Annotated in this window: 16 protein-coding genes and 1 pseudogene; 8 read left to right on the plus strand and 9 right to left on the minus strand. The window is 62.0% G+C overall.

The genetic code is table 11. The features are described from left to right. Positions 1-185 precede the first annotated feature (185 nt). Entirely contained in the window at positions 186-752 is a 567-nt protein-coding gene (locus tag AC15MQ_RS08625) for a hypothetical protein (protein ID WP_287654921.1), read from the minus strand. 1,502 nt (positions 753-2,254) lie between these two features. Continuing rightward, a pseudogene (locus tag AC15MQ_RS08630) lies at positions 2,255-2,815 on the minus strand (IS91 family transposase); the annotation flags it as partial. Positions 2,816-2,914: 99 nt separating this feature from the next. Between AC15MQ_RS08630 and AC15MQ_RS08635 the strand changes: the two are divergent. Further along, positions 2,915-4,315 carry a sensor domain-containing protein gene (locus AC15MQ_RS08635; RefSeq protein ID WP_483079892.1) on the plus strand — a complete coding sequence of 467 codons (1,401 nt, stop codon included), beginning with the start codon at positions 2,915-2,917 and terminating at the stop codon, positions 4,313-4,315. A gap of 31 nt (positions 4,316-4,346) precedes the next feature. On the opposite strand, the gene AC15MQ_RS08640 is transcribed toward AC15MQ_RS08635, so the two are convergent. Further along, entirely contained in the window at positions 4,347-5,168 is an 822-nt protein-coding gene (locus tag AC15MQ_RS08640) for a bestrophin-like domain (RefSeq protein ID WP_350497766.1), read from the minus strand. A 102-nt stretch (positions 5,169-5,270) separates the two neighbouring features. Continuing rightward, on the minus strand, positions 5,271-5,768 hold the full coding sequence (locus tag AC15MQ_RS08645; protein ID WP_483079893.1) for a YbaK/EbsC family protein: 498 nt from the start codon (positions 5,766-5,768) through the stop codon (positions 5,271-5,273). Positions 5,769-6,026: 258 nt separating this feature from the next. Here AC15MQ_RS08645 and AC15MQ_RS08650 point away from each other — a divergent pair, with 258 nt between their 5' ends. The 3 genes from AC15MQ_RS08650 (at position 6,027) to AC15MQ_RS08660 (ending at position 10,024) form a co-directional block, all read left to right on the plus strand. Next, complete coding sequence (locus AC15MQ_RS08650; RefSeq protein ID WP_483079894.1) at positions 6,027-7,187, plus strand: acyl-CoA dehydrogenase family protein; 1,161 nt, start codon at positions 6,027-6,029, stop codon at positions 7,185-7,187. Between the two features lie 10 nt (positions 7,188-7,197). After that, positions 7,198-8,376, plus strand: a complete 1,179-nt coding sequence (locus AC15MQ_RS08655) for a CaiB/BaiF CoA transferase family protein (RefSeq protein ID WP_483079895.1) — start codon at positions 7,198-7,200, stop codon at positions 8,374-8,376. Positions 8,377-8,746: 370 nt separating this feature from the next. Continuing rightward, positions 8,747-10,024 carry a GNAT family N-acetyltransferase gene (locus tag AC15MQ_RS08660; RefSeq protein WP_483080629.1) on the plus strand — a complete coding sequence of 426 codons (1,278 nt, stop codon included), beginning with the start codon at positions 8,747-8,749 and terminating at the stop codon, positions 10,022-10,024. A 37-nt stretch (positions 10,025-10,061) separates the two neighbouring features. On the opposite strand, the gene AC15MQ_RS08665 is transcribed toward AC15MQ_RS08660, so the two are convergent. Then, positions 10,062-11,192, minus strand: coding sequence for an AraC family transcriptional regulator (locus AC15MQ_RS08665; protein WP_483079896.1), 1,131 nt, complete (start codon positions 11,190-11,192; stop codon positions 10,062-10,064). Between the two features lie 168 nt (positions 11,193-11,360). On the opposite strand from AC15MQ_RS08665, the gene icmF reads away from it, so the two are divergent. The 3 genes from icmF to AC15MQ_RS08680 all read left to right on the plus strand — a co-directional run bounded on the left by icmF (position 11,361) and on the right by AC15MQ_RS08680 (position 18,366). After that, positions 11,361-14,627, plus strand: a complete 3,267-nt coding sequence (gene icmF, locus AC15MQ_RS08670; protein WP_483079897.1) for a fused isobutyryl-CoA mutase/GTPase IcmF — start codon at positions 11,361-11,363, stop codon at positions 14,625-14,627. Between the two features lie 213 nt (positions 14,628-14,840). Further along, positions 14,841-17,009 carry a bacteriohemerythrin gene (locus AC15MQ_RS08675; RefSeq protein WP_483079898.1) on the plus strand — a complete coding sequence of 723 codons (2,169 nt, stop codon included), beginning with the start codon at positions 14,841-14,843 and terminating at the stop codon, positions 17,007-17,009. 55 nt (positions 17,010-17,064) lie between these two features. Beyond that, positions 17,065-18,366 (plus strand): MFS transporter, encoded by a 1,302-nt coding sequence (locus AC15MQ_RS08680; RefSeq protein WP_287654699.1) that lies wholly within the window; start codon positions 17,065-17,067, stop codon positions 18,364-18,366. 66 nt (positions 18,367-18,432) lie between these two features. On the opposite strand, the gene AC15MQ_RS08685 is transcribed toward AC15MQ_RS08680, so the two are convergent. From AC15MQ_RS08685 to AC15MQ_RS08700, 4 genes are all read right to left on the minus strand, one after another. After that, entirely contained in the window at positions 18,433-18,957 is a 525-nt protein-coding gene (locus tag AC15MQ_RS08685) for an OmpA family protein (RefSeq protein ID WP_287654698.1), read from the minus strand. A gap of 117 nt (positions 18,958-19,074) precedes the next feature. Next, on the minus strand, positions 19,075-21,108 hold the full coding sequence (gene tkt, locus AC15MQ_RS08690; protein ID WP_287667906.1) for a transketolase: 2,034 nt from the start codon (positions 21,106-21,108) through the stop codon (positions 19,075-19,077). 57 nt (positions 21,109-21,165) lie between these two features. Further along, positions 21,166-22,041 (minus strand): phosphoribulokinase, encoded by an 876-nt coding sequence (locus AC15MQ_RS08695; protein WP_287667909.1) that lies wholly within the window; start codon positions 22,039-22,041, stop codon positions 21,166-21,168. A gap of 43 nt (positions 22,042-22,084) precedes the next feature. Continuing rightward, complete coding sequence (locus AC15MQ_RS08700; RefSeq protein WP_287654695.1) at positions 22,085-23,167, minus strand: class 1 fructose-bisphosphatase; 1,083 nt, start codon at positions 23,165-23,167, stop codon at positions 22,085-22,087. A gap of 116 nt (positions 23,168-23,283) precedes the next feature. Between AC15MQ_RS08700 and AC15MQ_RS08705 the strand changes: the two genes are divergently transcribed. Continuing rightward, complete coding sequence (locus tag AC15MQ_RS08705; protein WP_287654694.1) at positions 23,284-24,195, plus strand: LysR family transcriptional regulator; 912 nt, start codon at positions 23,284-23,286, stop codon at positions 24,193-24,195. The last annotated feature ends 10 nt before the right edge of the window (positions 24,196-24,205 follow it).

A 24,205-nucleotide genomic window follows, 5' to 3' on the forward strand; every position in this document is an offset into this window, starting at 1 on the left:
CTCCTACGGTGAATTCGGTCTTGTCCTATAGCGGGCCATCAAAGGGCGACTGCCATGTGCGTTCAATACCGCATAACGTAGAAGTGACCGGCACGCTGCGGCAAGGGGCCGCGCGGTGCACAATTTGCGAGGGCGCCGCGCGGCCCCTTGCCGCAGCGTGTCCGAGTCGACTGCCATGTTAAAACTCACTCCCGCACTCCCCATGACTCAGAGAACTCTCGAATGAGCGCATCGTACCGCTGCTGCACTTCCTCCAAAGATGCGGCGCGCGCTGACGTAGCAAACCTGTCCTCCCACTCCGCATGCCAGGGATGAGAGGTGTGGTTCGACCGATCCCCGTCTGGCCCGCGCACCAGCGATCTGATCTTGGCATCTTCGCCAGCACCCTGAAAAGTCTCGAAAAGGGTGTGCATAAACTCGCGATAGCTGCGAAGCAAGTCGCCATCGAAGAGGTGCCCATAGACGTACATCTTCTGATCAAGGTCTCGCTTGAGGCGTAGGACTTCCGCTGGCGTGGTTTCCTTCCAATTGCCTACCCAGGCGTAAAAGCAGTACAGCTGATTCAGTGCAGGCCCGACTTGGTCGTAGATAGCAATGCGCTTTTCGATCAACTTCTGATTCGACCACTGCAGTAGTTCAAAGCGCTTGAGCCGCCGGCTAATGAACCACCCGAACGCGGCCACAGACAGGGGCGTCATGATGCCCACAGCGAGTTTCACCAACTCAAGCCAGTTCCAGGGACCTACATTCATGACGCGTGTGAGTTTTAACGAATAGCGTATATCTGCCGCCCAGAAGGCGTGTGGTCCAAGCGCAGGCGGCGCGCGGCAGATAAACCTTGTTGGACTGAACCGCCACCAAGGTGGTGCTTATGGGGATTGTAAGGTAGATCGGCGCGGAGTCAATCGTTTGCTTCCTTGTGCAACTCTTCTGCGTTGTCGAAGATCGTCAAGCGGAGACTGTGCAGAGCGCTGGTATCGAGTGATTGCATGACGCCTAACGTCCAAGCTCAGGGGCGCAGCGCGGCCTAATCGCGCAGCGTCCTTTGAAGCGCAGCGTTAGCGCGCAGCACAACCAAACGGACATCATGTGGTAGCCATCGATCTTGCGCCACGCCCCCACAAGTGAAGTCGCTGATGTGTCTTTCCATCATAATTTAAGGCAGAAACGACCTTATTTTGGAGGGTTGTGTACCAAGGCCACGGAGGTTCTGGCCCGTGGTCACAAAACAGGTAATCAGGGATTCCGTGCGGATTCTGCATTACGCTGCGAGCCAGTATTCTCTTTGGATTGTAAAACTGCGTCCAGTTACCCGTGAATGCATCGCACTTGATGAGCACAATAGCAGACGGTGAACACTGATTTGAATAATAGAGAGATTGAAACGTAGCTGCACCCTCGCACCCAACAAAGAGCAAACTGAACCTTTCCGGGCCATGATCTTCATCAAACCCCGATTGACGCTCGTACACAGCCCAGATCGAATACGGCGAGAAGTCTGGCCGAACATGCAGGCTCCTTGGATTGCCGTCATTCGCTTCGAGCGGAACTGGTTGAAAAGATTTGAAACTAAGTTCCCCCCTTGCGACTGAACGTGAATAGTAAAGGCGGTAGCCTTTGAACGTATCCAAGTAAGTTCTCAACGAGACCTGTGTAACACTGCAATCTGCATAAACGAAGCTGTGCCTATATCCGCCAAGGTACTTAACAGGGCGACCGTCCATAGCGCTTGCTGGATAGAAGACGGATCCTCGAAGGAGGTCCACGATAGGAATTGGCTCATGCGCTAATTTGGGTCTCATAAGCCAGTTGGGCGTCGCCTGGCGATTTAGTTCAGGTAGCACGGCGGTCTCCGTAGTCCCACAGGGATGGGCGCTAACCAATAGCGTTTATCTGCCGCCCAGAAGGCGTGCGGACCAATCGCAGGCGGCGCGCAGCAGATAAACCTTGTTGGACTGAACCGCCACCAGGGCGGTGCTTATGGGGATTGTAAGGTAGATCGACGCGGAGTCAATCGTTTAGCATAGAGTCGAGCGTCAGGATCACACCCGCCGATGGGCAGCCAGGCTGGCAGACAGCCGACTGGCCGCGGCGGCACAAGTGACACGAAGTTTGCGCGAGCGATCGCTTACTGCGAAGCCGAACGACTCCGCGGATGGCGCCGCCGTCCGACTGCTGCGGAAGACCGGAATCGCGATCGATCATCCCGGAGGCCCCCGCAGCTTCGGAGGTTGACGTTGTGGCCGGAGGGTGGCACCGCTTCGGGACCGCCCAGCGGTTGTTTGGCATAGACCACCCCGTCATGGACGTAGAGTCGTTGCCTCAAGCGTTGCCAATCGGCCGGCGTGGCGATCAGCCCAGGCAAGCGGTCGGCGCTACGCAAGGCCTTGAGTCCGGTAACGAACTGGCCACGAAAGACGCACGACAGAGCGCTGACGGGGAACAGGAAGCCCTTTTTCGGCGAGATCCATTCGCCGTTTGCCGCCAGCGCCCCACCCGCCACCAACGCATGGAGATGGACGTGCCGGCCGAGATCCTGCTTCCACGCGTGCAAGACCAGCGAGAACGCCGACACGCCGCCCTGATGTCGCGGGCTGGCGGCGAACTCGGTGAGCGTTGCTGACACCGCGGCGAACAGCGTCTCGTAAAGCGGCCGTGGCGCGGCGGCAATCAGGCCATTGAGGTCATGCGGCAGCGTGAACACCAGGTGAAAGTAAGGCACGGGCAGCACTTCGCGACGCCGTGCGGCAAGCCACGCCTCCTTCGCCCGGGTCTGGCATTGCGGGCAATGCCGGTTGAGACACGAGTGGAAGACTCTCGAATCTTGGCGCTGTCGGTCAACACGGGCGATAATTCCCGACTCGCGGGGTCTGTCGTTGCCCCGAACCATGCACATCAGAACGGGGCACAGATCATGACCGACGCGACGGGCGAAAGCCTCTTTGCGGCTGGGGTAGCGGAAATACTGGCGAAGCACATCGTCGATGCCTTGCCCATCCCGATGTTCGCCGTCGACAACGAGCACCGCGTCATTTTATGGAATGTTCCCTGTGAGCGGCTGACCGGGATTCCCGCCCGCTTCATGATCGGCAGAACTGGCGCATGGTCGGCGTTTTATCCGAGCGAGCGGCCGGTGATGGCTGATCTGGTATTGACCGGCTGCCGTGCAGAGGATCTCGAACGCCACTACGCGGGCAAGTATCATCCCTCGGCGTTGATTGAGAATGGCTGGGAGTTCGAGGATTTCTTCCCGCAGCTACCGGCCGGCGGCAAGTGGTTGGCTTTCACCGCGTCGCCGCTGCGCGACGATAGTGGTCGCATTGTCGGAGCCGTCGAAACCTTTCGCGACATCACCGCGCAGCGGGAGGCGGAACGGACGGCGCGCGATGTGGCCGTGCTCTTGTCGGAAATCGTGCAAGGCTGCCCGGTGCCGATGTTCGTCATTGACGCCGAGCATCGGGTCACGCACTGGAATCGGGCCTGCGAGTCGATGGCTGGCGTGCCGTCGGAACAGATGATCGGCTCCCGGCAGCATTGGTGGCCATTTTATCCCGAACCACGGCCGGTGATGGCCGACCTGGTTCTGGATGCCGCGGCTGGGGAGGTGGCGAAGTTCTATGCCGGAAAGTACCAGCCTTCCCCCCTGATGGCGGGCGCCTGGGAAGCCAAGGATCACTTCCCCAATTTCCCGGGCGGTGGGCGGTGGTTGTATTTTACGGCCGCACCGCTGCACGGTGCCGATGGGCGGGTGATCGGCGCCGTCGAAACGCTGCAGGACATCAGCGAGCAAAAAAGATACGAAGCCCAGTTGGAAAGCCAGGCGCGGCAAGACTTGTTGACCGGGCTGGCCAATCGCAGGGTGCTTGAGGAGCGCCTGAAACAGGCACTCTCACAGGCTGCGCGCGACGAACGTGCGGTCGCCGTCGCGTTCATCGACCTTGACCGCTTCAAACCGATCAATGACGAACTCGGGCATGCGGCAGGAGACACCCTGCTGCGCGAAATCGCCAGCCGCCTTACGGCGACCGTGCGCGAGGTCGATACCGTTGCGCGGATCGGTGGCGACGAGTTTGTGGTCATGTTGTCAGCTCCCGAGTCTGTGGAAGCCGTCGAGGGTGTGGTTCGTCGCATCATCGCCGAGGTCAGCCGTCCGTTCGAAGTCGCCGGACAGATGGTGCAGGTGGGCTGCAGCGTCGGGATTGCGCTGTACCCGGAGCATGGCCCGGATCAGGCCAGTCTGCTGGGCCACGCCGATACCGCGATGTACGTTGCCAAGGCTTCCGGACGCAATACCTACCACATTCACGTGCCGTAGCCGCCGCGTCAGACCGCCATCGACAGCCGAATCAACAGGGTGCTGCCGGGCGGAACGCCGTTGCCTGTCCAGAACATTCCGACATGTCGGCCACGGCCGCTTCGATGGGCGCTGGTGTCACGTCGGTTGGCGCCTGGAAGGGGTTGCCCTGAATCAGGACGATCGCCGCGGTGGGCGCGGCAGCCAGCGCGAACAGGACGATCGACACCAGTGCCGCGCGTGCCCGGTCGACGTGCACCACGGCGATCGACAGCAGGGTCAGCAGGCCAAGAAAAGCCATCCCGAGCCACTTCAGGGGATTGACGTGAGTCTGGCTGAGCGCTACCCGCTGATCACGCTCGTCGCGAATTTCACTGACCTTGCGCAGCATCAGCGCCTGTACGTTCGCCCCGGCTGCCGTAGCGATCTCGCTGCTGGCCAGCAGCACCAGCAAGGCGTCGGCACGCTCGACGACCTCGCGGCTTTCGGCGCGTCGGGCCAATAGTTGCCATTCCGCGGCGCTGGCCGAGGCGTAACCGACCAGGGCGGCGCGCAATTGCGCCCTGAGCGGAGTCGGGAGTGACTGCGACAGTGTCGCCAGACTGTGCAGCGAATCGGCTTCCTTGTAGACGGCACGCAGTGCGCGGTCGTGTGCGCTCCAGGTGTCATTGGCCAGAAACGCGAGGGTGAGAGCGAAAAGCACGCCGATGATGTTGATGAACGGCGGCGCAACGCCATGCAGCGAACGCGCCCACGGCGCCCAGCGCGACCGCTGGATCAACCATTGCAGGGCTGCTGTCGCGGCAAACGTGCCGAGCACGGCGGCCATCGCGTAGCCGTAGTGATCGTAGGTTTGCCAACTGGTCTGAAGCATGGGCGTCGGGCGGGGGGAGGACGGCTCAGGCGTGCCGGATGACGCCGTCAGTTGCCTGGCGCCGTTCGATGCGCAGGTTGCTCTTGGCGTGTTTCACAGGGCTCACGCCAAGTGCCGTGAGGCGACATCGACCGCCTGCGCTCCGGTCAGGGCCAACAGTTCACGTGGCGTCAGCTTGAAAACAGCGTGCGGGTGGCCGGCAGCCGCCCAGACGCTGTCGAAACGAAGCAGGTCCTGGTCGACCAGAATGATCGTTTCCCTGAGGTGTCCGATCGGACAAACGCCACCGATCGAGTAGCCGGTGTGCTGGCGCACGAAGGCGGCGTCGGCCTTGCCGAGAGGCCCGACCAGCGCCGCGATTTTCTGCTCGTCGACACGGTTGGCGCCACTGGCGACGACCATCACCGCCGTGTCGTCGGCAAGACGGCGGAAGACGATGGACTTGGCGATTTCGGCGACAGTGCACCCAAGGCCGGCTGCCGCCTGGGCAGATGTTTTGCCGGTTGCCGGCAGCATGACTATCGGTCCGGCGTGGCCATTCCTGGCGAGCAGGTCGGCAACTCGCTGCGCCGCATCGGGGAGTTTGTTTTCAGGCGGCATGGGTACCTTCCATGGCTCGGGCGGCGGCGCGCGCCGCCGGGGGGCATTCGGGCTGCGTGTGGGTAACGGCAGGAGTATCGCACACCAAGCCGGCGACAGCACGTGGTACTGCCGCCGGGAAAGTGCCTTCAGGCGCGTCGAAGGTTCATTGTTGGCGACTGCGTCAGCGGTGCCCAGCAGCGATAATGACGGGTGCGCTAGCCGCCGACCGTAGCCAGCAATTGCCGGCGCAAGTCAACGCCAGATCAGGAGACAGCGATGCTCGACCGTCCCGACGAACACCAGGAAATCCGCGATGCCGTGCGTGCCCTTTGCCGTCAGTTCCCGGACGCGTATTTCCGGGCGATCGACGCGCAGCGCGCTTATCCCGAGGCTTTCGTCGATGCGCTGATCGGAGCGGGCTGGTTGTCGGCGATGATTCCCGAGGCTTACGGCGGTTCGGGCCTGGGACTGACCGCGGCGAGCGTGATCATGGAAGAGATCAACCGTTGCGGCGGCAATTCCGGCGCCGTGCATGGCCAGATGTACAATATGGGCACGCTCCTGCGCCACGGCAGCCGCGCCCAGAAGGAAAAATATCTGCCGGCGATCGCCGCCGGCAAACTGCGCCTGCAGTCGATGGCGGTCACCGAACCGAGTACCGGAACCGACACCACCCGCATCCGGACCACCGCGGTCAGGAAGGGCGCTAGTTACCTGGTCAATGGCCAGAAGGTCTGGATTTCGCGTGTACAGCACTCGGACCTGATGATCCTGCTGGCGCGCACGACGCCGCTTGCCGAGGCGCCCCGGAAATCCGAAGGCCTGTCGATCTTTGTCGTCGATCTGCATGACGCGGTCGGCAATGGCCTCTCGGTGCAACCGATCGCGAACATGGTCAATCACGAGACCAACGAATTGTTCTTCGACAACCTCGAAGTTCCCGCCGAGAACCTGATCGGCGAGGAAGGCCAGGGCTTCCGCTATCTCCTCGACGGCCTCAACGCCGAGCGCGCGCTGATTGCCGCCGAGTGCATCGGCGACGGCTACTGGTTCATCGAACGCGCCAGCCGCTACGCCAGCGAGCGCATCGTTTTCGACCGGCCGATCGGCATGAACCAGGGGGTCCAGTTCCCGATCGCCGAGGCATTCATCGAAATCGAGGCGGCGAACCTGATGCGTTTCAAGGCCTGCACCCTGTTCGATGCGCAGCAGCCCTGCGGCGCGCAGGCCAACATGGCCAAGTACCTTGCCGCCAAAGCCTCCTGGGAGGCGGCCAACGTCTGCCTGCAGACTCACGGTGGCTTCGGCTTCGCCAACGAATACGATATCGAGCGCAAGTTTCGCGAAACGCGCCTGTATCAAGTCGCGCCGATCTCGACCAACCTGATCTTCTCCTACGTCGCCGAGCATCTGCTCGGGTTACCGCGCTCTTTCTGAGGCTTGCCGCATGCGTCCACTGGATGGCATCACCGTAGTCACCCTCGAACACGCCATTGCGGCGCCATTTTGTACCCGTCAACTGGCCGACCTCGGGGCACGGGTCATCAAAGTCGAGCGCCCCGGCAGTGGCGATTTCGCGCGCGCTTACGACCAGCGCGTGCGCGGTCTGGCTTCGCATTTCGTCTGGACCAACCGCTCGAAAGAGAGTCTGACGCTTGACGTCAAGCACGCCGAGGCACCCGGCATCCTGGCTGGCCTGCTCGATCGGGCGGATGTCCTGGTGCAGAATCTGGCGCCGGGCGCCGCCGCGCGTCTTGGCTTGTCGTACGCGGCGCTGAACGCGAAACATCCGCGACTGATCGTCTGCGACATTTCCGGTTACGGTAGCGACGGGCCCTATCGCGACAGGAAGGCCTATGATTTGCTGATCCAGAGCGAGTCAGGTTTCCTCTCGGTCACCGGTGGGCCAGACGCGCCAGCCAAGGCCGGTTGCTCGATTGCCGACATCGCGGCCGGCATGTACGCCTACAGCCACATCCTGGCCGCGCTGCTGCAGCGCGGCAGGAGCGGCTGTGGTTGCCACATCGAGGTGTCGATGCTTGAAAGCATGGTCGAGTGGATGAGTTATCCGCTGTACTACGCATTCGAAGGAGCGGCGCCGCCACCGCGAGCCGGTGCCGCGCACGCGACGATCTATCCGTATGGTCCGTTCCCGGCCGGCGATGGCAGGATGGTGATGCTCGGCCTGCAGAACGAACGCGAGTGGCAGGTGTTCTGCATCCAGGTTCTCGAACGTCCCGATCTTGCGGGCGATCCACGCTACGCCTCGAACGCCTTGCGCACGGCCGCCCGCGAAGAACTGCAACCGCTGATCGTCGACTGCTTCGCGGGCCTGAGTTCGGAACAACTGATCGCCAGGCTGGACGCCGCGCAGATTGCCAACGCACGCATCAACGACATGCACGATGTCTGGCAACATCCGCAACTGGCGGCACGCCGGCGGTGGATCCATGTGCAGACTCCGGCCGGCCCGATTCCGGCCCTGCTGCCTCCCGGCGAGGTCGATGCCTTCACGCCGCGGATGGATGCGGTGCCTGCTCTGGGCGAACATAGCGACGCCATCCTAGGCGAACTGGGTTGGGAACCGCCGGAGATTGCCCGTTTGCGTGCCATCGGGGCCATATGAATGTAGCCGCAACCGCGGATTCCCTTTTTCCCGCGCAAAGGCTTCCGTTGGGTGCGGCAAATGCGCGCCCGACGATCGGGATGGCAGTTGTTTGTCGCAAGGAGTCAAACATTCGCCGTGGCGGTGCTGCCCTTTGATAAGATGGGATGGCTGGAGGAGACCTGCCGGGCGGTGTGAAGCTGTTCTGCGCTTTTCTTCCGGATTTTGGGTACAGTACACTTGCACCAGACTAATTGGGTTCCGGCAGTCTTTGGGAGGAAAAGCCGGGGGTTTTCGTGCATCGATGGGGAGAGCGTGCATTTCGGACCGTAATCGTTGCTGAGGGGATGGGATGGTGAGGATCAGAAGGCTAATCCTGCCGGTGCGGAAGATGCTGGGCGGGACGCTGAGAAAGCTGTTCAACTTTCTCCCACGCGAACGGCGTTTCGCGGTCTACCGCAACTTTGTCGACTGTGACCCGGCGCCGGACGAGCGGCTGGTACTGAAGATTGCCGAGACGAAAGAGGAACTGGAGGCGTGCTTCACCTTGTTGCACGACGCCTATGTCGGCAGCGGATTCATGAAGCCGCATCCTTCCGGGATGCGGGTCACCATTTACCATGCCCTGCCGACGACCACGACCTTGTGCGCGAAATACGATGGGCAAGTGGTCGGGACGCTGTCGCTGATCAGGGAAAGCGTTCTCGGCTTTCCGCTGCAGCGGATTTTCGATCTGACGGCAATCCGCGAGAAGAAGGGAAATGTTGCCGAGGTGTCGGCGTTGGCGGTCCACAAGCGTTTCCGCCGCACCGGCGGCAGCATCCTGTTTCCGCTGATGAAGTTCATGCGCGAGTACTGCACCAGTTTCTTCGATGTTCGGCATCTGGTGATCGCCGTCAACCCCAGCCATATCCAGATGTACGAGTCGCTGCTCTTCTTCCAGCGCCTGACGCAGAATGTGGTCGAAAATTACGACTTTGTGAATGGTGCGCCGGCGGTAGGTGCAACCCTGGACCTGCGGGCCGCTCCGGAAATCTTCCGCAAACACTATGCGTCGAAGCCGCCGCGGCGGAATCTGCATGCATTTTTCTGGCAGCTCGAGATGCCCAACATCAAGATGCCGGCGCGCCGCTTTTACACCACCAACGACCCGGTACTGACCCCCGATCTGCTCGATTACTTTTTCAATGTACGCACCAGCGTCTTCAGTGAGCTGAGCGATCGCAAGAAGTGCCTGCTGCATACGATCTACGATTTGCCGGCGTACCGAGCGGTGCTGCCGGTGATTGCGGAGGGCGAGCAGGATCGCAGCGTGCGCAGGCGACACCGGCGTTTTTCGGTACGCTGTCCGGCACGGTTTTCAGTGGTCGGTGCCGACGGCAAGGAGAGCAAGGTCGCCCTCGAGATCGTGCAGCTTTCGCGCTACGGTTTCCAGGCGCACGCACTGACTGCCGTTCCGATCGACGTCTGGGGGGAAGTCACGATCCAGCTGGGACCCGCCGAAGTCTCGCGTATCCAGGTTTCGGCGTCCCGGGAGTCGAACGGCGGCATGTACGGCTTCCGTCTTGGCGAACCCGACCTGATCTGGCGCAAGTTCGTCAATGCCCTGTACAGTGGCAGTACCCACGCCGACCTTGAAAACGCCACCCGCTTCATGACCGACCGTTGAGGTCCGCCGGTCGTCGCCGCTGTCCCTCCCGCGCGTTTCAGGGCGGCTTGGGAATCTGCTGTGCGGTGTTCATCGCCCCGCCGGTCGCTGCCTGCAGCCTGCGGCGGTAGTGCGCAGGGGCCATGCTGGTCCACCGCAGGAACGCGCGGTAGAAAGCCGCCGTGTCGGCAAAACCGAGTTCAGCGGCAATCTGGGCCACCGGCTGGCGGGTCTTGGCCAGGCGATTGGTGGCCAGGTCGCGGCGCAAGGCGTCCTTGATCGCCTGAAAGCTGGATCCTTCGTCTTCCAGGCGGCGATGCAGGGTGCGTGGCGACAAATACAAGGCGCGGGCGACGTCACCGAGCGTACAGGACGCCGGCAGCGCGTCGCGCAGGGCCTTGCGCACGCGCAGGACCATTTCACGGTCACGGCGATAGAGTGTGCTCAGTTTGCCCGGAGCGCCTTCGAGGAAACCCTGCAACGCCGCTTCGTCGCGCCGGACAGGCAAGTCGAGCAGGTTGGCGGCAAACAGCGCGCGCAGCGCGGCGGCGTCGAAAGTCGAGTTCGCCGTGTAGATCAGCGCATAATCGTCCGCATGCAGTGGCCGCGGGTAGGGGAAGGCGACCGAATCGAGAACGATGCTGCGCCCCACCAGCCAGGAGAAGAGACCGTGCAGCAGGCGCAGCAGCCATTCGAAGGCGAACACCCGCCCGATCTGCAACGGCCGGGTCTCGGTAATGCACAGGCAGGCCTGCTCCTGCCCCGGCCGGCTTTCGAAATGGACTGCGAGGTCGGGCAGCAGCAGTCGCAGAAAGCGGACACTGCGTTCGATGGCGTCGGCCAGCGTCGGCGCGGTAATGATGCTGCGGCACAGGAACTCGAAGCTGCCCATGCGTATCGGCAGCGAGAACAGGCCAAAGCCTTCATCGTCGAGTTCGCGGTTGATCAGGTTGTAGAGCTCGGCATAGCGATCGACGGGCACACGCGCCTGCGGGTCGCGCAGCACCTGCGTCGGAATGTGCGCATGTTCAAGGAGCGCGGTGGTGTCACGGCCGGCGTGTTCAAGCCCCGCCAGCATCCCTTGCACGAAGGCAATGGCCACCGTGGCGCGCGCCGGGGCCGGGCCTGCGGCGGTTGGCGGCGCACCGTCTTTGGCCGCGGGCTTGGCAGTCTTCTCAGGGTATGGCATTGGCCTCTCGCAAGGTGGTGTATTGACAGCATATTTCAAGTTGGCAATATTTACATTGACGGCGGCGTATTGGGTAATGGCTTTCTTGCCGTCAACTTCCTACCATGTATGTCCCCGTGCATTTCCCGGCAACCACGACCTTTCTGATTTTCATGGAGCGCGAACGACATGACCGACCTTTCCATCGCCAAGAAGCTTCTGCCCTACAAGCCCAAGCACAAGGTGCGTTTTGTCACCGCCGCTTCGTTGTTTGACGGGCACGACGCGTCGATCAACATCATGCGCCGCATTCTGCAGTCGACCGGTGCCGAGGTCATCCACCTCGGCCACAACCGCTCGGTGCAGGAGATTGTGAACGCGGCGCTGCAGGAGGATGTGCAGGGAATCGCCATCACTTCCTACCAGGGGGGGCATGTCGAGTTCTTCAAGTACATGATCGACCTGCTGCGTGCCGGTGGCGGCGAGAACATCCAGGTCTTCGGCGGTGGTGGCGGGGTGATCGTCCCGAGCGAGATCGACGAGTTGCACGCCTACGGTGTGACCCGCGTCTATTCGCCGCAGGACGGTCAGTCGATGGGCTTGCAGGGAATGATCAACGAGGTGGTGGCGAAGTCCGACTTCGACCTCTCGGCGCTGGCGCCGCAGGATCCTGAGGACGTGCTCAGCGCGTTGAAGGCGGGTGATCGCCGCAAGCTGGCGCAGGCCATCACCGCGCTCGAAAACGGCGCCTACCCCGAGGCCCTGCGCAAGAAAATCCTGCATGCCGCTGCCGGCCTCAAGGTACCTACGCTCGGGATTACCGGTACGGGTGGTGCCGGCAAGTCGTCGCTGACCGACGAACTGGTCCGCCGTTTCCGGCTCGATCAGGGTGATACCGTCAAGCTGGCGATCATCTCCATCGATCCTTCGCGCAAGCGCACCGGCGGTGCCTTGCTCGGCGACCGCATCCGCATGAACGCCATCGAGCACCCGAATATCTACATGCGTTCGCTGGCGACACGCGAAACGGGTTCCGAACTCTCCGCGGCACTGCCGGAAGTGATTGCCGCCTGCAAACTGGCGGGTTTTGATCTGGTCATCGTCGAAACTTCGGGAATCGGGCAGGGCAATGCAGCGATCGTGCCGCTGGTCGACGTTTCGCTCTACGTGATGACGCCGGAGTTCGGCGCCGCCTCGCAACTCGAAAAGATCGACATGCTCGACTTCGCCGACTTTGTGGCGATCAACAAATTCGACCGCAAGGGCGCCGAGGATGCCCTGCGGGATGTGCGCAAGCAATATCAGCGCAACCACGAGGCTTTCACCCAGAGCCCCGACGAAATGCCCGTTTTCGGCACCATGGCCGCGCGTTTCAACGACGACGGCGTGACCGGCCTGTATCAGGCCATCGTGCCCAAGTTGCAGGCGCTGGGGCTGAAGTTCAAGCGCGGCAAACTGCCGCTGGTGAATGTTCGGCAATCGTCGAACCAGCGGGCGATCGTGCCGGCGCAGCGGGTGCGTTACCTGGCCGAGATCGCCGAAGCGGTGCGCAGCTACCATGCCCATACCGCCAAACAGGCCGAGATCGCTCGCCAGCGGCAGGCACTGAGGACGGCCAAAACCCTCTTCCAGGCACAGGGCAAGGCCGCCGGCGATTTCGATGAAATGATCAGTTGGAAGAATGCGCAACTCGACGCCCGGGCGACGAAGCTGCTCGACATGTGGCCGAAGACCGTCGAACTCTATGCGCAGGACGAGTACGTGGTCAAGATTCGCGACAAGGAAATACGCACCCGCTTGACCAACACCTCACTCTCCGGATCGCGCATCCGCAAGGTCTCCTTGCCGACCTACGCGGACGACGGCGAAGTGCTGCGTTTCCTGATGAAGGAGAACATTCCGGGGGCTTTCCCGTTCACCGCCGGGGTCTTTGCCTTCAAACGCGAGAACGAGGATCCGACCCGCATGTTTGCCGGCGAAGGCGATGCCTTCCGTACCAACCGGCGGTTCAAGAAGGTTTCCGAAGGGATGCCTGCCAAGCGCCTGTCGACGGCCTTCGACTCGGTCACCCTCTACGGCTGCGATCCCGATGCCCGGCCAGACATCTATGGCAAGGTGGGCAACTCCGGTGTTTCGATCGCCACCGTGGACGACATGAAAGTGTTGTTCGACGGCTTCGAACTCTGTGCGCCGACCACCTCGGTTTCGCTGACCATCAACGGTCCGGCACCGATCATCCTGTCGATGTTCTTCAACACCGCGATGGATCAGCAGGTCGAGAAGTTTCGTAGCGACAACGGTCGCGACCCGACCGAAGACGAGATCCAGAAGATTCGCGTGTGGGTGCTGGCCAATGTTCGCGGCACGGTGCAGGCCGACATTCTCAAGGAAGATCAGGGGCAGAATACCTGTATCTTCTCGACCGAGTTTGCGCTCAAGATGATGGGCGATATCCAGGAATTCTTCGTACACAACCACATCGGCAACTTCTATTCGGTGTCCATTTCCGGTTACCACATTGCCGAAGCCGGTGCCAATCCGATTTCACAACTGGCATTCACCCTGGCCAATGGGTTCACCTATGTCGAAACCTATCTGGCGCGCGGCATGCACATCGACGATTTCGCGCCGAACCTGTCGTTTTTCTTCAGCAACGGCATGGACCCCGAGTATTCGGTGATCGGGCGTGTCGCCCGCCGCATCTGGGCCGTGGCGATGAAGAACAAGTATGGCGGCAACGAGCGCAGCCAGAAGCTGAAGTACCACATTCAGACTTCCGGGCGTTCGCTGCACGCGCAGGAAATGGCGTTCAACGACATCCGGACGACGCTGCAGGCGCTGATCGCCATCTACGACAACTGCAACTCGCTGCACACCAATGCCTACGACGAAGCGATCACCACCCCGACCGAGGAATCGGTTCGGCGCGCGATGGCTATCCAGTTGATCATCAACCGCGAGTGGGGGCTGGCGATGAACGAGAACCCGAACCAGGGCTCGTTCATCATCGAAGAACTGACCGATCTGGTCGAAGAGGCCGTGCTCAAGGAATTCGAAGCCATTGCCGCGCGCGGGGGCGTACTCGGGGCCATGGAAACCGGCTATCAGCGCGGCAAGATCCAGGAGGAATCACTCTATTACGAGCACAAGAAGCATGACGGTTCGTTCCCTATCGTCGGGGTGAATACCTTCCGCAATCCGCGGGGCGACGCCCAGATCGAGATTGAACTCGCGCGCTCGACGGAAGAGGAAAAGCAGTCGCAACTCACGCGCCTGCGCGACTTCCAGGGTCGCAACGCGGCAGCGTCCGGTCCGATGATCGAGCACCTCAAGCACACAGTCATCGAGAACGGCAATGTCTTCGCCGTTCTCATGGATGCTGTCCGGGTCTGTTCGCTCGGGCAAATCACCACCGCCCTGTATGAAGTGGGCGGTCAGTATCGGCGCAGCATGTAGTCCAACGGGCGATTCCCGGACGCCCGCTCGGCTGGCGCGTCCGGGAGAGTGGTGCCGCCTGGAGGACAACGCGGCGGGTTCCCTGGGCGGTTCCCACGGGGAGTGATTTGCATTCCAGCGTCTCCTCGAATCCACAGATGGTTGCATCTTTGGCTTGATTGGTACAGCATCACTGGTTACCAGTTGGGCTGGTGAAACAATGGGGGGGTCGAGATGGTTGCTGCGTTGCGTCGCCTGAGTCTGATGAACCGCCTGTCGCTGACGGCAGTACTGGCGCTTCTGGCCATGTTGCTGATTGTCTGGGAGAGCCTGTTGTCGCTGCACGGCCTGCTTTACTCCGACCGGCAGGTCAAGACACGGCACCTGGTCGAGACGGCGACCAGCGCCGTCGATCATTACTACAGCCTGCAAAAAGCGGGCACGTTGACCGAGGAAGAAGCCAAGCAGCAGGCCATCGCAGCGGTGAAACGCTTGCGCTACGAAAAAGCCGAGTACTTCTGGATCAACGACCTCGGCAAACCGGTGCCGAAGATGGTCATGCATCCGACGGTACCCGCTCTCGACGGCAAGGTGCTCGATGAAGCGCGATTCAACAAGGCGATCTTCCTGCAGGCCGGCCTGAACGGCGAAAAGCTTCCGGCTGACGGGAAGAACCTCTTCGTCAGTTTCAACGAAGTGGTCGAGAAGGCCGGCGAGGGTTACGTCGAGTACCTCTGGCCGAAGCCACTCGCCGGCGGTGGCGTGACCAGCGAGCTGTTTACCAAGTTGTCGTACGTCAAGAAGTTCGAACCCTGGGGTTGGGTCATCGGCTCGGGTATCTATATCGACGACGTCGACCGGATCTTCCGCGAGGAAGCCCTGCACAGCGTTCTGCTGGCGCTGGCCGCCACCGTCGTGCTGCTGCTCTCCGGCTGGGTGGTGAGGAAAAGCATCGTCAGCGAGTTCGGCGGTGATCCCCGCCTCGCCCTGGGGGTCACCAACCGAATCGCCGAAGGTGACCTGACGCACGAGATCCCGCTACGGGCAGGCGATCAAGGGAGCGTGCTGTCGGTTCTGGCGCACATGCAGGACAGCCTCAAGGCGATGTTGCGGGCCGTGTTCACCAACGCGAACAGACTGCAGGCGAGCGTCGAGCGGCTCTCCGCACAGTCCAACGAGATCAATCTGGCCACGCAGGTACAGGCCAGCGCGGTCAGTCATACCCGTTCGGCCATCGATGATGTTTCGACGAGTGTCGAGGTCGTGAACGGACTTGTGCATGCCACCGAGGACGGCGCGCACGAAGTGGCGCGACGTGCCCATGACGGTGCTGCGGTGGCGGCGAAAGTCGCCGGTGAAATGCAGGCCATCGCGGACACGGTTGCCGTTTCGTCTGACCAGGTTTCCCGGCTGGTGGCGAGTACCGGCGAGATCGGACAGATGGCCCAGGTGATCAAGGAGATTGCCGACCAGACCAATTTGCTGGCCCTTAACGCGGCCATCGAAGCCGCACGTGCCGGCGAGCAGGGACGCGGCTTCGCGGTGGTTGCCGACGAAGTGCGCAAGCTGGCCGAACGAACGAGCAAGGCCACCAGCGAAATCGGCGGCATCCTGCAGGGCATCCGCAGCGACACCGAGAGTGCGGTGGAAGGCATGCGCGCGGCCGCACCGGTGATTGCCAGCGGCGTGACCCAGGCCAACTACGCTGCCGAAACCTTGCATGCCATCGAGGAGGGGGCGCAGGACACGCTGCAGAAGATGCAGGCGCTGTCGCAGGCGACTCGCGACCAGACGCGGCGGATCGAAGAGATCGTCAGCAACGTGGACGAGGTCATGAGCGCTTCCGGACAGACCGAAAACGTCATCAAGCAGTCACTGCAATCGGCAGCCGACCTTGAAGCGGCGTCCAGAGAGATGTTCTCGATGGTGCAGCGCTTCAAGATCGGCGAACTGGGCGACAGACGGCCGACAACGGCGGGTGGTCAGGCCGCCAAAGTCAAGCCGCTGATGGAGTGGTCGAGTGCGCTGGCCGTTGGACATGCCGAAATCGACCGCCAGCACCAGGTGCTGATCGACATCGCCAACCGCCTGAACGCCGCCATGCAGTCGGGAGCCGGTCGTGCGGCCTGTGGCTCGATTCTCGAAGAACTCGTGAACTATACCGTCAATCATTTCGGCTTCGAACAGAAGCTGATGGAGAAGCACCGCTATCCGGACCGCGAGGCGCACCTGGGAGCGCATCGCAAACTGGTAGACGAGATCTCCAGGTTCAAACGTCAGTACGACGCCGGCGGAACCATTTCGGTCGAGTTGATGGGCTTCATCCGCGACTGGCTGGTGAACCATTTCCTCAAGGTCGACCGGGCTCTGGCGCGCGATCTGGCCAGCCGTGGGCTTGCATGAAGAACGCCGGCCGGGTGCTCGCGGCGCTGGCGGAACAGGGCCGCCGGCAAGCGACATGAGCAGCGATCGCGCCGACCAGCAACGCCGCCGTGCACTGGCACTGGCGGTGGTTGTCGCGGCTTACGTGCTGTCCTTCTTCCAGCGCTTTGCGCCGGCCGGGATCGCGCCGGACCTGATCGCGGCGTTCAACACCACCGCCTCGTCGCTCGGCGTGCTGGCAGCGACCTACTTCTACGTCTACACGGTGATGCAGGTGCCAACCGGCATTCTCGTCGATACGCTGGGGCCGCGCCTGATTCTCCTGCTTGGCGGGCTGGTCGGTGGTGCCGGAAGCCTGCTGTTCGGGATGGCGCCCAGTCTGGATCTGGCGCTGATCGGACGTACCCTGATCGGACTCGGTGTGTCGGTGACTTTCATCGCCATGCTCAAGATCATCGCCTTGTCGTTTGCCGAGCACCGCTTTGCCAGCCTCGTGGGTCTCAGCATGCTGGTTGGCAACCTCGGCTCGGTGCTGGCCGGTGCGCCGCTCTCCTGGCTGGCACAGATCACCGGTTGGCGAGGTGTCTTCGTGGGTCTCGCGGCAGTATCGGTTCTGCTCGGATTGGCTTGTTGGCACCTGCTGCGCGAGGAACTCGTGGAACCGGGTACGCCTGCGTCGGCGAGCACGCCCGCGCGGCCGCGCTTCGACCGCACGGTGGTGCTCGCCGGTCTGCTGTCGGTACTGAAGAATCGTGCTACGTGGCCGGTGGCCTGCGTCAATTTCGGCATCTGCGGCAGTTTCTTTGCCTTTGCCGGCTTGTGGGCAACACCCTTCCTCACCCAGGTACACGCCATGACGCGTGCCGTTGCAGCCGAGCATGTGAGCCTGTATTTCGCAGCCTTTGCCGTCGGATGCGTGTTTGTCGGCACGCTCTCGGACCGGATCGGCCGGCGCAAACCGGTGTTGATCGTCGGTAGCCATCTGTATGCCCTGATCTGGCTGGTCTGGCTTTCCGGCCGTCCGCTGCCCTTGAGTGTGAGTTATGCACTGTTCGCGCTGATGGGATTGGTCACCGCCAGTTTTACCCTGACCTGGGCCTGCGCCAAGGAAGTCAATCCACCCCTGCTCTCGGGAATGTCCACCAGCGTCACCAACATGGGCGGTTTCCTCGCCGCCGCCATTCTGCAACCGCTGGTGGGTCGGGTGATGGATTGGACCTGGCAGGGGGGAGTCACGGCAGCCGGGGCGCGTCTGTATACGCCGCAGGATTTCCAGGCTGGCCTGTTGCTACTGGCCGGGACGGCAAGCTTCGGTGCGCTGGCGTCGTGGAGCATCCGGGAAACCCGCTGCCGCAACATCTGGCAGCCGCCCGTCTGATCCCCTTCGTGACTCTGCGGTACCCAGCACCACGGCCTGTTCGTGTCGCTGGCTGCCCGTCAAGATTCAGCGCCGCTCGTAGACCAGTTCGACTCGCCGCATGCTCCAGCGGCAGGATTCACTGTCGCATTTCGACTTGCTGCTTTGTTCGCTGCCGACAGGTTGGCGTCGAATCTGGTTTCTCGGAACGCCGAGCGAGCGCAATCTCTCGCTCACCGCTTCGGTGCGCTTCTCGGCCACGGCAAGGTTGAGGGCCGCGCTGCCCAGATTGTCCGTATAGCCAACCAGAATCACGACCAGTTGCGGGTCCTCTTTCAGCCGCTGCGCGTTCAGGCGTAGAACCTCGACGCCGTCAGAGTCGATGAGCGTGTCGCCGAGGGCGAAGTAGACGGTCCTCCGGGCCTCGTCATCGGCGAAGGGCAGCGCCTTGCCTGTTCCCGGCCTGACGGCCTGCGCAGGACGTGTTGCCTCATGCGTCGCAGGCGCCTTCCCTGAATTACCGGACGCCGACGGTTTGTCGGCGGTAGCGCAGGCGGTGAGAATGAGGATGGCCAGGCAGCAAGGGGCAAGGCAACGACAGGCAGACAGCATGGCTAGTGGACCGGCAGGTGGCGACGCGAACGTGCGTTTCAGAGCCTGCTAGTCTAACAAGGATTCCCGCCCAGGAGTGGCTGGTCGCATCGCCCGGAATGGTCCGTCCGCCAACCCTCACGCCGGTGTGCTTGCAGCGCTCTCCCTCACCAGTCGACGCGCCTGCGCGACGATGCTCGGCACGTTGATGCCGAACAATTCGTACAGTTCGGGAGCCGGTGCCGATTCGCCGAAGCGGTCGATACCGATGACGGCGCCGTCCGGTCCGACATACTTCCACCACAAATCGGGATGTCCGGCCTCGACGGCGACCATCGGCAGCGATGGCGGCAGGACGGCCTGGCGGTAAGCCGGCGTTTGCAGATCAAAGCGTTGCGTGCAAGGCATGGACACGACGCGGGCGGCAATTCCTTCCTGGCCGAGTACGCTCTGGGCGGCGAGGGCCAGGCTGACTTCGGAGCCGGTAGCGATCAACACGACAACTGGCGTCCCTGCGTCGGCTTCGCACAGGACGTAGCCACCCCGCACGATGTTCGCCATCTGCGCCGCCGTACGCGGCAGTGCCGGCAGGTTCTGCCTGGAGAGCAGGAAGCATGACGGGCCATCGTGACGTCCCAGAGCGGCAGTCCAGGCCACCGCCGTTTCGACCGCATCGGCCGGACGCCACACATCGAGACCCGGAATCAGGCGCAATGATGCCGCGTGCTCTATCGGCTGGTGTGTCGGTCCATCTTCCCCGAGACCAATCGAATCGTGCGTATAGACCATCAACTGCCGCAGTTTCATCAGTGCCGCCATGCGGATGGCGTTGCGTGCGTAGTCCGAAAAGACCAGGAAAGTCGCCGTGTAGGGAATGAAGCCGCCGTGCAGTGCGAGGCCGTTGGCGATCGCAGTCATGCCGAATTCACGGACCCCGTAATTGACGTAGTTGCCGCCGGCTTCACGGTTGGCAGGGCGGGTGCCGCTCCAGTTGGTGAGATTCGATCCGGTCAGATCGGCCGAGCCACCGAGCAACTCGGGCAGGACCGGGGCGATGGCTTCGATCACGTTCTGCGACGCCTTGCGCGTTGCCACGGCACCGGTTTGCGCCGCCACACGGTCGAGCAGTGCGGCAACCCGGTCGTCCCAGTCGGCGGGCAACTCGCCGCGCATGCGCCGTGCGAACTCGGCCGCGAGTTCGGGATAGGCCGCACGGTAAGCGGAGAAACTCTCCTCCCAGGCGTACTCGGCGGCTTCTCCGCGCGCGCGCGCGTCCCAGCCGGCGTGTACATCGTCCGGGATTTCGAAAGGGGCAAACGGCCATTCGAGTTGGCGACGGGTGTTGACGATCTCGCCGGCGCCGAGCGGGGCACCGTGCACGTCGTGTGTGCCGCCCTTGTTCGGCGAACCGAAGCCGATCATCGTCTTGCAGCAGATCAGGGTCGGTCGTCCAGTCTGCGTCTTGGCGATCCTGATGGCCGCTTCGATCGAGTCCACATCGTGACCGTCGCAGTGCGCTACCACACGCCAGCCGTAGGCCTCGAAACGCTTCGGCGTGTCGTCGGCAAACCATGGCTGAACATGGCCGTCGATCGAGATGTCGTTGTCGTCATAGAAGACGATCAGTTTGGACAGCGACAGGCGCCCGGCCAGCGAGCACGCCTCATGCGAAATACCTTCCATCAGGCAGCCATCGCCGATGAAGGCGTAGGTGTAATGGTCGACGATGGTGTGCCCGTTGCGATTGAAGGTTTCGGCCAGGAGACGTTCAGCGAGAGCCATCCCCACGGCGTTGGCGAGGCCCTGTCCGAGCGGTCCGGTAGTCGTTTCAACGCCGGGGGTGATACCCAGTTCAGGATGTCCGGGGGTTCTGGAATGCAGTTGCCGAAAGCGCTTGAGTTCGTCGATGGGCAGGTCGTAGCCGCTCAGATGCAGCAAGGCATAGATGAGCATCGAACCATGTCCGTTGGACAGCACGAAACGGTCTCGGTCGACCCACTGCGGGTTGGCCGGATTGTGTTTCAGGTGGCGCCGCCACAGGACTTCGGCCAGGTCGGCCATACCCATCGGCATTCCGGGGTGGCCGGAATTCGCCGCCTGGACGGCGTCGATGGCGAGAAAACGCAGTGCGTTGGCGCAGCGGCGGCGGAACTTGCGGGATTCGGTGGGCACGGAAACCTCCTTCAAACAGGGCACGGGATCAAACAGCAAGATGATATGCGCTCAGCATCAGCGCGTGCGGCGCTTCTTGTCCATCAACTGCATGATCATCGGCGTGAAGATGATCTGCATGGCCAGGCCCATCTTGCCACCCGGACAGACGATGATGTTCGGTCGCGACATGAACGAATCATGTAGCATGCTCAGCAGGTAGGGGAAGTCGATGCCCTTCGGGTTGGCGAAGCGGATCACCAGCATGCTTTCGTCCGGAGACGGAATGTCCTGGGCAATGAAGGGGTTTGAAGTATCGACCGTGGGCACGCGCTGAAAGTTGACGTGTGTCCTGGAGAACTGTGGACAGATGTAATGGATGTAGTCGGGCATCCGCCGCAGGATGGTGTCCATCACCGCCTCGGTCGAATACCCCCGCTGGGCCTTGTCGCGATGCAACTTCTGGATCCACTCGAGATTCATGATCGGCACGACGCCGATACACAGGTCCACATAACGGCCGACATCGACGCTGTCGGTGGTTACGGCAGCATGCAAGCCTTCATAAAAGAGCAGATCGGTGCCGGCCGGCAAGTCGGTCCATTCAGTGAACGTGCCTGGTGGAGATCCGTAGAGCTTCGCTTCCGCGTCGTCGTGGACGTAGTGGCGACTACGGCCGCGGCCGTTCTCACCGTACTCCCGGAACAGTTCCTCGAGTTCGGCCAGCAGGTTGGCTTCGGGCCCGAAGTGGCTGAAATGGTGGTCGCCGGCAAGGCTTCTTTGGGCCATCGTCTCACGCATCGCCACGCGATCGTAGCGATGAAAGCTGTCGCCCTCGATGATCGCAGCGTTGAGCTTCTCGCGTCTGAAGATGTGCTGGAATGCGCGCGTCACCGACGTCGTACCGGCGCCTGAAGAACCGGTAATCGCGATGACCGGGTTTTTGATCGACATGGGAGTGCCTCCGTAGCTTTAGGGGAAATCGTCGCTGCGCGCCTCAATCGACCCGGAACAGGGTTCGCGTTGAGAACAGGGGTGATCGGAAAGGTTGATCCTCGCCGCTTTCATGTTCGCGGTGATAGCGTTCGATACGCTCGACCTCATCGCGCGAGCCGAGGATTACCGGCACACGCTGGTGCAGGCTGGTCGGCTGCACATCAAGGATGCGCTCGTTGCCGGTCGAAGCCAGGCCGCCGGCCTGCCCCACGATCATCGCCATCGGGTTGGCTTCGTACATCAGGCGCAGTCTTCCGGGCTTGGACAGGTCCTTGCTGTCGCGGGGGTACATGAAGACGCCACCGCGCATCAGGATGCGATGCACCTCAGCGACCATCGATGCCACCCAGCGCATGTTGAAGTCCTTGCCGCGAATGCCGGTCTTGCCTGCCAGGCATTCGCTCACGTAGCGCTGCACGGGCGGTTCCCAGAAGCGCTCGTTGGAAGCGTTGATCGCAAACTCGCGGGTATCCGGCGAGATCAGCAGGTTCGGGTGGGTCAGCAGGAACTCGCCGATATCACGGTCGAGCGTGAAACCGTGCGTACCGTTGCCGACAGTCAGCACAAGCATCGTCGAGGGTCCGTAAAGCGCGTAACCGGCGGCAACCTGACGGTTGCCAGGTTGAAGAAAATCGTCCGTGCCCGGCGCGGCACCACTACAATTCTCGGGGCAGCGCAGAACCGAGAAGATGCTGCCGACCGACAGGTTGACGTCGATGTTCGACGAACCGTCGAGGGGGTCGAAAACCAGCAGATACTTGCCACGAGGATTGTCGGCGGGGATGGGATAAATATCGTCCATTTCTTCCGAAGCCATCGCCGCCAGGTGACCACCCCACTCGCAATGGTGAATGAACGCCTGATTGGCCAGCACATCGAGTTTTTTCTGGGCTTCGCCCTGCACGTTGTCGCGCCCCTCATCACCGAGTACCCCAGCCAGCGAGCCGCGCGAAACGCCTTGCGCAATGGCTTTGCAGGAACGCACCACATCGCTGATCAGCATCGAAAAATCGCCGACCAACGCCGGATTCCGGCGCTGTTCCTCGATCAGGAATTTGTTAACGTTGGTGCGTCCGCATAGCATGGCGTTACTCCAGAAAATGAATGTCTTGTCGTTCTCGGGACTGTTAGGATTCTAGCGGCCTGATGCAAAAGCGCTAGTTAAACGTATTGTTCATTTGATTTAAGAAAAGCTAATCGATGAGAAACGCCACCATCCGTCAGCTCCAGATCTTTTCGGTAGCCGCAAGCCATCTCTCGTTTGCGCGGGCGGCCGAGAACCTGCATCTGACGCACGCTGCCATCTCGCTGCAAATCAAGCAGTTGGAGGAGGTCAGCGGCACCTTGCTGTTCGAACGGATCGGCAAGCGCGTTTTTCTTACCGAGGCAGGCGAAATTCTGCTTGACCATACGCGCCAGATTCTGCAGTCGCTGAAGGAGGCGGATGCCGCGCTGCTGGCCTTGAAGGGACTGAAGGGCGGGCGCATTGCCGTCGCGGTGGCCAGTACCGCCGAGTATTTCGCGCCGGGGTTGCTGGCCGAATTTCGCAGAACACAGGCCGATGTACGCATTCGCCTGCTGATTGACAACCGCGACACCGTCAGTCGCCTGCTCGCCGGCAACGAGGTCGACGTGGCGATCATGGGCCGGCCGCCGGCCGAACTCGATGCGGTGGCGGTATCCTTTGCGCCGCACCCGCTGGTGATCGTGGCCAGCGCCGATCACCCCTTGGCCAGGCACGCCAGCGTTGCCATCGAGGATCTTGCCGGTGAAACCCTGATCGTGCGCGAGTCGGGATCGGGCACGCGCTCAGCGATGGAAGAGTTCTTTCAGGAGCGTTCGATCAAGCCGCGGATCGGCATGGAAATGGGCAGCAACGAGGCGATCAAGCAGGCGGTCGTCGCCGGGCTTGGCATCAGCTTCATTTCGCTGCACACCCTGGGGCTGGAACTGAGTGTCGGACGTCTGTGCATCCTCAAAGTCGAAGGGACGCCGGTCATGCGCCGCTGGCACATCGTTCGCCACCGGAGCAAGCACCTCACCCCGGCTCTTGCCGCGTTCTGGGACTTCGTCGTCGAGTTCGCGCCGGCTTACCTGAGAAGGCTGGTGTGAGGCCGCTACG

The sequence above is a fragment of the Candidatus Accumulibacter propinquus genome (genome assembly GCF_056856495.1).

Coding starts and splice junctions, on each gene's coding strand:
- AC15MQ_RS08625 (WP_287654921.1), bottom strand. CDS start 752: ATGAATGTAGGTCCCTGGAACTGGCTTGAGTTGGTGAAACTCGCTGTG.
- AC15MQ_RS08635 (WP_483079892.1), top strand. CDS start 2,915: ATGACCGACGCGACGGGCGAAAGCCTCTTTGCGGCTGGGGTAGCGGAA.
- AC15MQ_RS08640 (WP_350497766.1), bottom strand. CDS start 5,168: ATGCTTCAGACCAGTTGGCAAACCTACGATCACTACGGCTACGCGATG.
- AC15MQ_RS08645 (WP_483079893.1), bottom strand. CDS start 5,768: ATGCCGCCTGAAAACAAACTCCCCGATGCGGCGCAGCGAGTTGCCGAC.
- AC15MQ_RS08650 (WP_483079894.1), top strand. CDS start 6,027: ATGCTCGACCGTCCCGACGAACACCAGGAAATCCGCGATGCCGTGCGT.
- AC15MQ_RS08655 (WP_483079895.1), top strand. CDS start 7,198: ATGCGTCCACTGGATGGCATCACCGTAGTCACCCTCGAACACGCCATT.
- AC15MQ_RS08660 (WP_483080629.1), top strand. CDS start 8,747: ATGCTGGGCGGGACGCTGAGAAAGCTGTTCAACTTTCTCCCACGCGAA.
- AC15MQ_RS08665 (WP_483079896.1), bottom strand. CDS start 11,192: ATGCCATACCCTGAGAAGACTGCCAAGCCCGCGGCCAAAGACGGTGCG.
- icmF (WP_483079897.1), top strand. CDS start 11,361: ATGACCGACCTTTCCATCGCCAAGAAGCTTCTGCCCTACAAGCCCAAG.
- AC15MQ_RS08675 (WP_483079898.1), top strand. CDS start 14,841: ATGGTTGCTGCGTTGCGTCGCCTGAGTCTGATGAACCGCCTGTCGCTG.
- AC15MQ_RS08680 (WP_287654699.1), top strand. CDS start 17,065: ATGAGCAGCGATCGCGCCGACCAGCAACGCCGCCGTGCACTGGCACTG.
- AC15MQ_RS08685 (WP_287654698.1), bottom strand. CDS start 18,957: ATGCTGTCTGCCTGTCGTTGCCTTGCCCCTTGCTGCCTGGCCATCCTC.
- AC15MQ_RS08695 (WP_287667909.1), bottom strand. CDS start 22,041: ATGTCGATCAAAAACCCGGTCATCGCGATTACCGGTTCTTCAGGCGCC.
- AC15MQ_RS08700 (WP_287654695.1), bottom strand. CDS start 23,167: ATGCTATGCGGACGCACCAACGTTAACAAATTCCTGATCGAGGAACAG.
- AC15MQ_RS08705 (WP_287654694.1), top strand. CDS start 23,284: ATGAGAAACGCCACCATCCGTCAGCTCCAGATCTTTTCGGTAGCCGCA.